General features: G+C 60.3%; 10 protein-coding genes and 2 pseudogenes. 7 read left to right on the top strand and 5 right to left on the bottom strand.

Going from position 1 to position 8,885, the window contains the following annotated elements; all coding sequences use genetic code 11:
- A partial coding sequence (locus AWB81_RS38240; RefSeq protein ID WP_235026124.1) for an FAD-binding protein occupies nt 1–235 on the top strand: 235 nt, incomplete at its 5' end.
- A 72-nt stretch (nt 236–307) separates the two neighbouring features.
- Here AWB81_RS38240 and AWB81_RS48605 read toward each other — a convergent pair.
- Nucleotides 308–592: an SET domain-containing protein gene (locus AWB81_RS48605; protein WP_327373253.1), complete on the bottom strand. Its 285-nt coding sequence runs from the start codon at nt 590–592 to the stop codon at nt 308–310.
- 66 nt (nt 593–658) lie between these two features.
- On the opposite strand from AWB81_RS48605, the pseudogene AWB81_RS47590 reads away from it, so the two are divergent.
- Nucleotides 659–877: pseudogene (locus AWB81_RS47590) on the top strand (ABC transporter substrate-binding protein); the annotation flags it as partial.
- Between the two features lie 124 nt (nt 878–1,001).
- Here AWB81_RS47590 and AWB81_RS38225 read toward each other — a convergent pair.
- Both AWB81_RS38225 and AWB81_RS38220 read right to left on the bottom strand, forming a co-directional pair.
- Complete coding sequence (locus tag AWB81_RS38225) at nt 1,002–2,672, bottom strand: bifunctional protein tyrosine phosphatase family protein/NAD(P)/FAD-dependent oxidoreductase (protein ID WP_062643292.1); 1,671 nt, start codon at nt 2,670–2,672, stop codon at nt 1,002–1,004.
- A gap of 83 nt (nt 2,673–2,755) precedes the next feature.
- Entirely contained in the window at nt 2,756–3,616 is an 861-nt protein-coding gene (locus tag AWB81_RS38220; RefSeq protein ID WP_062643290.1) for an MBL fold metallo-hydrolase, read from the bottom strand.
- 83 nt (nt 3,617–3,699) lie between these two features.
- Between AWB81_RS38220 and AWB81_RS38215 the strand changes: the two genes are divergently transcribed.
- From AWB81_RS38215 to AWB81_RS38190, 5 genes are all read left to right on the top strand, one after another.
- A complete protein-coding gene (locus AWB81_RS38215; protein ID WP_062643287.1) occupies nt 3,700–4,020 on the top strand; it encodes an ArsR/SmtB family transcription factor in 321 nt (106 codons plus the stop codon).
- Between the two features lie 11 nt (nt 4,021–4,031).
- Nucleotides 4,032–4,466, top strand: a complete 435-nt coding sequence (locus AWB81_RS38210; RefSeq protein WP_062643286.1) for a YeeE/YedE family protein — start codon at nt 4,032–4,034, stop codon at nt 4,464–4,466.
- A 1-nt stretch (nt 4,467) separates the two neighbouring features.
- The gene (locus AWB81_RS38205; protein ID WP_062643283.1) at nt 4,468–4,923 is read left to right on the top strand and encodes a YeeE/YedE family protein; all 456 of its coding nucleotides are present in this window, start codon (nt 4,468–4,470) and stop codon (nt 4,921–4,923) included.
- A 54-nt stretch (nt 4,924–4,977) separates the two neighbouring features.
- A complete protein-coding gene (locus AWB81_RS38200; RefSeq protein ID WP_062643281.1) occupies nt 4,978–5,796 on the top strand; it encodes a sulfite exporter TauE/SafE family protein in 819 nt (272 codons plus the stop codon).
- A gap of 474 nt (nt 5,797–6,270) precedes the next feature.
- Nucleotides 6,271–6,453: a universal stress protein gene (locus AWB81_RS38190; RefSeq protein WP_087135481.1), complete on the top strand. Its 183-nt coding sequence runs from the start codon at nt 6,271–6,273 to the stop codon at nt 6,451–6,453.
- A 693-nt stretch (nt 6,454–7,146) separates the two neighbouring features.
- On the opposite strand, the gene AWB81_RS38180 is transcribed toward AWB81_RS38190, so the two are convergent.
- Nucleotides 7,147–7,698, bottom strand: a complete 552-nt coding sequence (locus tag AWB81_RS38180) for a cytochrome b (RefSeq protein WP_062643275.1) — start codon at nt 7,696–7,698, stop codon at nt 7,147–7,149.
- 226 nt (nt 7,699–7,924) lie between these two features.
- Nucleotides 7,925–8,885: pseudogene (locus tag AWB81_RS38175) on the bottom strand (hypothetical protein); the annotation flags it as partial.

Raw genomic sequence — 8,885 nt, 5'->3', positions numbered from 1 at the left:
GTCGGCGCTGGCGCTCGACATTCCGATCCTCACTTCGACGCCCGTGAACGAACTGCTGTGCGAGGACGCCAAGGTGGTCGGCGTGCGCGCGAGCGCAGCGGACCGCGACTTGCGGATCACCGCGCGGCACGGCGTTGTGCTGGCTTGCGGCGGCTTTCCGCATGAGACTTCGAGCCAGCCGCACTGTTGCATCGCTCATCCTCGCGCTGGTGCCAACATGGTTCCCCGGCAGTGAAGCGAGCCGCAGCAACATCGATAAAGCTTCTTCAGCGCCGGCGTCCGACGCCCCTCGACGAAAAGCCGATAGTCAATGAACAATTTCAATGAACAATTCTTCGTCCGGCTCGATATCGCGCAGCGCGTGAAAGAACACTCGGCTGCCCTGCTGCTCGGCTTCGCAGTTCGGCTCGCAACTGTGGTTGACCCAACGGGCCGAATTGCCTCCTTGTGCGCCGTCGATCACCTGGCCATCATCGAGATCGAAGAAAAACGTGTGCCCGTCCTCTGCCGCAGATTGCTCATAGCGACGTTGCGCCTCTTTCCAGGCGACGAGTTCGCCTTTGTACTCGAGGATGGTTTCGCCGGCAGACATTTGAGTGACCGCGAAAACACCGCGCCCATGAACCGGCGAGGTGCGAACAGTAAAGCGACGCATTGACATTTGTTCGCCATGGCGCCACTTGTCGAACAGTTCGAGAAAGACAATCCCCAGTATCGCTGCCGAATCTTCTGGGAGACGCTGCCACCGGGCCTGCTCGAACAGCAAATGAAGGCAGACGGCAAAATCACAATAGGCAATATGACTTGAACCGTCAAGCCGGACGCCTACTTCGCTGGGGTGGCGAAGGTTAGGGCATTGATCGCCGATGGCGTGCTCGACGTACGTGTTCTACGACTCGAACCAGAGCAGTGCCAAACTCATTGGCATCAAATACGGACGACACACCTTCGGCGTGAAGCGTAGGTCACCATTCTTCCGGCCAATTCGCCGAGCCGTCGCGTTATCGATCAGCAAGCTCCGGTCGCGCCATCCACTCTCGCCCCTTGAGCATGCCGTCCCAGTAGAGCGGCGGCAGGATCCGCTCCTTGAGAAACCAGGCAAGACGCGACGGTCGTGTGCCGTCGAGCAGCCACGCGGGAAAGCTGGGCGCTACCTTGCCACCATAAAGAAACTCGGCGAGCACCACCTTGCCGCGTTCGACCGTGAGCGGACAGGAACCATAGCCATCGTAAGTCGCAAGTCCGTTGACGCGACCAAGGCTCGCCAGCACGTTATGTGCGACGACAGGCGCCTGTTTGCGCGCGGCTGCCGCCGTCTTGGCATTCGTTGTACTGGTGGCATCGCCCAGCGCATAGATGTGCTCGTACCGCTTGTGGCGCAACGTGCCGGCGTCGACATCTATCCAGCCTGCAACGTCGGCAAGCGGACTTGCGCGAACAAAGTCCGGAGCCGTCTGTGGCGGCACCACATGAATCATGTCAAAGTCAGTTTCGACTGTTTCCCTGCTGCCGTCAGGTAACGCGCGTTCGAAGACGGTGCGCCGGCGAGGGCCATCAATGCTCTTCAACGTATGGCTAAATCGCAGGTCAATACCGTATGCTTCCACATACTCCATCAGTGCCGGTACGTAGTCAGGCACGCCGAACAGCGCCGCGCCCGCGTTGAAGAACTGCACCTGCGTATTGTGCAAGGTACCGTTTCGGCGCCACGTATCGCACGAGAGATACATGGCCTTCTGCGGGGCGCCGGCACACTTAATCGGCATCGGCGGCTGCGTAAACAGTGCCTTCCCACTGCGCAGCGCCTTGACCAGTTCCGCCGTATACGGAGCGAGGTCGAAACGGTAGTTCGACGTCACGCCGTTTCGCCCCAGTGTATCGACGAGGCCTTCGATACCGTGCCAGTCAACCTTGATGCCCGGGCAAACGACGAGCCGCTGATAGCGCACTCTCCGGCACCCCTCAAGCACCACCGCATGACTGTCCGGTTCGAATGCTACCACCGCGGTCTTGAGCCAACGCACGCCGCGCGGCACACGCGATGCCATCGTGCGCGCGGTGTCCGCCGCATCGAATATTCCCGCTCCCACGAGCGTCCAGCCGGGCTGATAGTAGTGCACGTCCGCAGGATCGATGATCGCGACATCCAGTGAAGGATCGCGGGCACGCAGGCTCGAGGCCACAGCAATACCGGCTGCGCCGCCACCGACAATCACCACCGTATGTTCGGCCTCGACCACGTCCAACGGTGCTTTCCCCGCATTGGCAATACGCCGCACCACCGCTTCGAGGTCGTATCCCGCGTTCGCTGTGGCACGCTCAATTTCCGCAACGCTCAGCTTGTCCGCTTGTGACAGCGCCCACAATGTCGCAGACCGCGTGCCCGTACGGCAATAAGCCAGCACCGGTTTAGGTAATTTCGCGCAAAGCGCGGTGAATGCGGCCGCCTGTTCGTCCGAGGCTTGCCCCGGCACCACGGGCTGATGCACTGCCGTCAGACCGGCAGCCTTTGCTTCCTGCGCGATTTCCTCGAAGTTAGGCTGATCCGGTGCCTCACCGTCAGGCCGATGACATACGATTGACCTGAACCCCAGCGTGAGCAGGGTCGCTACGTCAGCGACGGCAATCTGAGGCGAGACAGAGAGATCTGGAGTGAGGGAACGCACAATCATGGCCTGCTTCCTGAAACAGTTAAACGACAGACATTGGACCAGGACGCGCCCTCACCTGCCGGACGCACGTGATCCGCCTTACGTCAGACAGCATTTAAAGGGATCTTGAGATACCGCACTCCGTTCGCCTCTGGCGGCGGAAACTCGCCGGCGCGCACATTGACCTGCACCGCGGGCAGGATCAGTGTCGGCATCGCCAGGGTCGCATCGCGTGCCTGGCGCATGGCGACAAACTGCCCTTCGCTTACGCCGTCGTGCACGTGGATGTTGCGTTCCCGCTGTTCGCGCACCGTCGTTTCCCATGCAGGCCCGCGTCTTTCGGGTGGATAGTCGTGGCACATGAAGAGTCGGGTATCTGTAGGCAGAGCCAGCAACTTGTGGATAGACCGATACAGCTCATGAGCATCGCCGCCCGGAAAGTCGCAACGCGCGGTGCCAACGTCGGGCATGAAAAGCGTGTCTCCGACAAACACGGCGTCCCCGATCAGGTACGCCATGTCGGCCGGCGTGTGCCCTGGCACATGCATCGCCCTGCCCGTCAGGCCGCCGATTGCAAACTTCTCGCCATCCTCGAAAAGGTGGTCGAACTGCGACCCGTCCAGACGGAACTCCGGCTCGAGGTTGAATAGCGTCTTGAACACACCCTGCACGCGCCGGATGTGCTGGCCGATCGCAATGCGACCGCCCAGTTCGCGCTTGAGATAGGCGGCAGCGGAAAGATGGTCGGCGTGTGCATGTGTCTCCAGTATCCATTCGACACGTAACGCACGCTCGCGCACGAAAGCGATCACCTTGTCGGCACTGGCGGTGGCGGTCCGTCCAGCCTTGGGATCGTAGTCCAGCACCGGGTCGATGACGGCGCACCCGGCATGGCCCTCTGCAAACACCACGTAAGTCACGGTCCAGGTGGCGGGGTCAAAGAAGGGATGAATGGTCGGCTGCATGTTTATCTCCGAATATGAAAACATTCTATTCACACACACTCTATTTTGCAATATACTATTTTAAAGTATATTGAACATCGGCCATGAAAAAACCTCGTCTTACCATCGATCTCGCTACGATGCAGGCCGGCGCCGCCAATGCGTGCGCCCTGCTGAAGGTCCTCGCTAATCCCGACCGCCTGCTGCTGATGTGCCAGCTTTCTCAAGGCGAGATGTCGGTTGGTGAGCTCGAGGAACAACTTGGCATCCGTCAGCCCACGTTGTCGCAGCAACTGGGCGTATTGCGGGAAAACGACCTCGTAGCCACTCGCAGGGAAGGTAAGAACATCTTTTATTCGGTGGCGAGTCCGCAGGCGCTCGCCGTGATGGCCGTACTCTATGAACAGTTCTGCCCAAAGCAGTAAGGAGGCGCATCATGCTGGTCGACCTTGGACATTTCACACCGGGTGTCTCGCTGACAGGCGGGCTCGTGATCGGAGCAGCGGCTGCCGTGCTGGTACTGTTCAACGGACGCGTCGCCGGAATCAGCGGCATCTTCGGCGGCCTGCTGAGCTGGCCGCGCGATGACGTCAACTGGCGTCTCGCGTTTCTGGGGGGGCTCGTGGGCGCGCCTGTCATCGCAGGACTGCTGGGCAAGCCTGCACACGCGGAGATTGAGGCGAGTTGGGGCGCGATCCTTGCGGCCGGGTTTCTTGTCGGCATGGGCACCCGCTATGCCAGCGGCTGCACCAGCGGCCACGGCGTATGTGGTCTCTCCAGAGGGTCCGTGCGCTCGTTCGTCGCTACCGCAACCTTCATGGCCGCGGGATTTTTGACTGTCTTCGTACAACGTCACCTGATCGGAGGCTGATATGGCAGCCCTCAAGACAACGCTCATCGCGCCGGTTACGGCATTGCTCGCCGGCCTTCTTTTCGGAGTTGGCCTGATGCTGTCAGGCATGGCAAATCCGGCGAAGGTGCTGGGTTTCCTCGATCTGGCCGGCCGGTGGGACCCATCACTCGCCTTTGTGATGGCTGGCGCCATTGCGGTTGGCTCACTTGCATTTTTCGCAGCCAGACGCCGTGACAGGTCATACCTGGGCTTGCCGATGAAACTTCCCGTCAGCACGGCCATCACGTCGAGACTGGTTCTGGGTAGCGCCGCCTTCGGCATCGGCTGGGGGCTGGCCGGTTTCTGCCCGGGTCCCGCGCTCGTTGCGCTGGGCGCTGGCTACCCCAAGGCCGTAGGTTTCGTGGCGGCAATGGTCGCCGGCATGGCCGTCTTCGAACTGGTCGAGCGGACGAAAGCCACGACGCAGCGCGCGTGAGTGCGGCCTGCGCCGACCGCTAAGGCTCGCAATTGACTGAACAGAGGTTGTCCGGTGGAACACGTGATTGGCAGCGGCGCCGCACTCGGTCTTGTCGACGGCCTCATCCTCGTGCTCGCGGGTGAAAGCGGTGCCATCCTTGCAGTGCCTTTGCTGCTGTTTGTGCTGCATCTGAACATCGCCGAGGCCGCGCCCATTGCCCTGTTGGCTGTAGGCGTCTCCGCCGCGCTTGGTGCATTGATGGGTCTAAGGGCCCGAATCGTGCGCTACCGAGCCGCAACGCTGATGTCACTGACAGGCACGGTGTTCTCGCCCGTCGGCCTGTGGCTTGCCCATCGACTGCCGAACGGACCGCTCACACTGGTCTTTGCCGGCGTGCTGGCCTACGTCGCGCTCCGGATGTTCCGACAGGCTGTCGTCGGCACGCATCACGAAGTTCGCAGCGGTCCGGCTTTACAACCATGTCAGCTCAATAGCGGCACAGGCCGTTTCGTGTGGACGGCCGCCTGCACGCGCGCACTCGCCCTTGCGGGTATCGGCGCGGGCTTTTTGTCCGGCCTGCTCGGCGTGGGCGGTGGCTTCGTCATCGTCCCCGCGCTGAGGAAAGCCACCAATGCGCCGGTGCCGGCAATCATGGCAACATCGCTTGCTGTCATCACTCTTGTGTCCGCCTCCGGCGTCATCTCGACGGCGATTTCAGGTCACATGAACTGGCCGGTGGGGATGCCGTTTGCTGCAGGTGCCTTGAGCGGTATGCTGGCTGGGCGGCTCGTTGCCAGCCGGTTGAGCGCTAACAGGCTGCAACAGGGCTTCGCGCTCGTCGCCGGTCTCATTGCCATCGGCATGGTCGCCAAGGTCACCATGTCCGTTTGAGTTCCCCGATCAGGGTTATTCGCACCTTTCGTGCAAATTCTGGCGGTGAGTTACCGCAGAGGCTTATCCAGTAAGGTTCCGCCGAGTCCTGGCATCTTTTCGAACATCAATCTCACAAACCATTGATCAGAAAGGCATTTTCCAAACAAGCCGCCAGAATTTGCATGAAAGTGTACGACTACCCCCGCATGGATCCGTTGGCGAAAAACGCCAAGCTGCCGATTCTCATCGTCCCTACCTCGTTCGAGGCATCGCATTTGGACAGACCGCGACGCATTCTGTTCGCGGTCAAGCGCAGCAATGAAGTGCTTCCGACTCCGCGCTTCGGCGCCAGTTTCGCTTCACCCGAGACACTCTGTGCGCGATTTACGTCATCGGCAAAGCCATGCGTTTGAGCAATCCCCTACCGTTTTCGCTGCTCGAGCAGGCGTTCGCCGACGAGGCTAAAGCGGCGACTTCCACTGCGCGACGCGTATTTGCGCACGTCCCCGGCGAGACGACCATCGAAGTGGTGAGCACCTGCGAGTGTCGGGACGTTGTGGGCGCACAATTGTGCTCGAGGCGGCCGCATGGCGCGCCGATTTGCTCATCATGGGCACGCATGGCCAGCGTGGCGCCGCGCTCTTGGCTGATCGGCAGCGTGGCGCGGGGCGTTAAAGATTACGCATAGGCTGCTACTGCTCGTCAGGCTACTGCCGGATTGCAGTACACGGGCCGTTGCACGAGGTATCGACGTGTAAATTCACCGGCCTTCGTCCTTCACGATGAGCGGAGGCAATCCCAACCGGAACTGCGACTGCCGATACGCTGAGATAAACCGTGGGTCACCATTTCGTACCCGCGCCAACCAGTAAGCCAGATCTTGCTGACATCCTTCGCTGTCGATGTCGACGAAGCACTGAGATTGGGCGGGCATCTGCGCCGCCGCCAATGGAATGCAAAGATGGTTTCCTGGTCGGCGAGTGCAAGCCGTAGGCTTCTCCTATCGCCTTGCGTCAACCATTCTGTGATGGAGGAAGACAGCGTCGCTTCTGTTTCGTCTCGCTCATAAGCAAGCACGTGTTGGCCACCTTGCCGTGCACTGCGCAGGTCCCTAGTGGCGACAGCAATGACGAATGCAGTCGCCCGGGAATTCGGTGACGTGCTCAGAGGCGCCGCCATCGCAGCTACTAGCCAAGCAAAGAGAGCAACCAGCGCAGCGGCATATCTCATCGAGGCGACGTCCAGTTAAGTGCTAAGCATAAGCGACGGTGCGAGCCGAACTGCTGCTTGCAGCATCACAGCGGCCGAACGTGTCAGGGTAGCGGCGTAAGCCTCGCTGCTGGGACAGACCTGACGTCCATTATGTCTTTAAAGCATGCGCCGGAGCAGTTGGTCTTTGATTGCAACCTGATGTATCACAACCGCTAGCACATGCAGTCCAATTAGCATCAGTAGTATCGTCGAGCTCGCGCTGTGAAACTCGCCGATTGATGCTGAAAGAGAGCCGGGCGTGGCGATTTGAGGCAGTGGAAGTACGCCGCCGAGTTTGACCATCCAGTTTCTCGCGCTTGCATTCAACCAGCCGAGGAAGGGCACGAAAAGCAATAGTGCATACATGGCCATATGTACCGCCTTCGCCACTGCACGAAGCGCTGACGATTGTTCGACAGGTGCGGGCGCTCGACGAACTATTGCCCAGAGAAGTCGCGCTGCAATCACGACAAGAAGTGTTGTCCCCACACCGACATGCCATGCAATAAGGCCCGACGCCTCTTTTACGCCATCAACCTCTGGCATGAACCACCCTAACCCAAACTGCGCAATGAGCAACCAAAGTGTTAACCAGTGCAGTACCCTGGTTATCGAATCGTATCGTGCTCGGGCCAGAGGCGGCAAGTGTACTGGGCGGTTCGAGGGCATGCAAATCTCCGAAGATGCTGCAGTGTATGTGGGGGCGTTGGCGGCCATGAGGCTATTAAGTGACATCATCAACGCTTTCCCTTAGGGAAGCCTTAGGGAAGCGTTAGAACATTAGAGGTATATTCGCCGTGCGGAGGCGCTGGCCTCAGATGTTGACTGAACAACGCGATTGGAATACATCTAGATTCCTTGACTGAATTGATCTTGTAGCAGTCGAGTCAAGTTTCTACGCGGCGATTTTGACCTGATCGCACCAGGTGTTAACGGCCTTCTCAGCGGTGCGGAAGCTGCGCTGCAAAGACGCTGGCGATTCCGCAGGCGCCTGAGGGCTAACCAATGCAAGGCCCGGGCGCAAGATGCGCGAGTACACACGCGTGTAGAACAGTGCCGTTTGCAGGCCAAGGTTTGTGAGCCGATAGCGGTGGGTCTTGGGCACTCGCTCGATCAGACCATGCAAGCGCAGGCGTCGCAGCTCGTAGCTCATGCGCCCGGGGCCGATTTCGCCGGGTCGCAGGCCCAGCAGCACGGCGTAGGCTTGCCGCAGGTCTTGATTGGTAAAGCCGCGTGCGACGAAGATGAACATCACCAGCGCATGCAGCAGCGCTTGGACCTTCGGGTCGGCAAAGCGCAGCGCCGGTGCGCGCTGCCCGTCAACATGGCGCGCACGCTGCAGGTCCTGAAACGCGTCTTCGCCCAATGCACAGTCGTGGCTGATCTGCTCGATTTCGAGCATGCGCCGATTCGCTGCAAAGCCGATTCGGCGTAGCTCGGGCAAGTTGCGCAGCAGCCGTCCGACACCAAAGTCGCGGGTGTCGTTGATGGTGGTCTCGGTACGTAGAGCCTGACCCTCCTTGTGGTACTGCTTGATGCGTGAACGTTTGTAGTCCACATGCAGCGAAGGGGTGACCCCTTCGGTAATCACCCGGGTGCGAAAGCGCCCCGGGGTGCGCCGATTGACGCGGCGATCGAAGATCAGTTGCACCTGGCCCGGGCGTCCGATGTCCAGGTTCTCGCGGATGACCTGCTCGAAGAAGATGCGCCCCGTCACCGGTCGATCGAGCACCTGGGTCAGCGCGAACTCGGCCTGCAAGATCGACAGCGCGTAGCGGAAACCGGCGGCCCGGTCGCGCCGATCAAACGGATGCGGTAGTCGTGCCAGCCATTTGCGCAGCAGCCGATCAATCTTG

It is taken from the genome of Caballeronia arationis, assembly GCF_001544975.2.
Classification (GTDB): domain Bacteria; phylum Pseudomonadota; class Gammaproteobacteria; order Burkholderiales; family Burkholderiaceae; genus Caballeronia; species Caballeronia arationis.
The sequence above is the reverse complement of the archived record's forward strand: the minus strand, read 5'-3'. Positions and strand labels throughout refer to the sequence as shown.

Bases quoted from the DNA above. Each gene is read 5' to 3' on its own strand.
- AWB81_RS48605 (WP_327373253.1), bottom strand. From the start codon at position 592: ATGTCTGCCGGCGAAACCATCCTCGAGTACAAAGGCGAACTCGTCGCC.
- AWB81_RS38205 (WP_062643283.1), top strand. From the start codon at position 4,468: ATGGCAGCCCTCAAGACAACGCTCATCGCGCCGGTTACGGCATTGCTC.
- AWB81_RS38180 (WP_062643275.1), bottom strand. From the start codon at position 7,698: ATGCCCTCGAACCGCCCAGTACACTTGCCGCCTCTGGCCCGAGCACGA.
- AWB81_RS38210 (WP_062643286.1), top strand. From the start codon at position 4,032: ATGCTGGTCGACCTTGGACATTTCACACCGGGTGTCTCGCTGACAGGC.
- AWB81_RS38225 (WP_062643292.1), bottom strand. From the start codon at position 2,672: ATGATTGTGCGTTCCCTCACTCCAGATCTCTCTGTCTCGCCTCAGATT.
- AWB81_RS38215 (WP_062643287.1), top strand. From the start codon at position 3,700: ATGAAAAAACCTCGTCTTACCATCGATCTCGCTACGATGCAGGCCGGC.
- AWB81_RS38220 (WP_062643290.1), bottom strand. From the start codon at position 3,616: ATGCAGCCGACCATTCATCCCTTCTTTGACCCCGCCACCTGGACCGTG.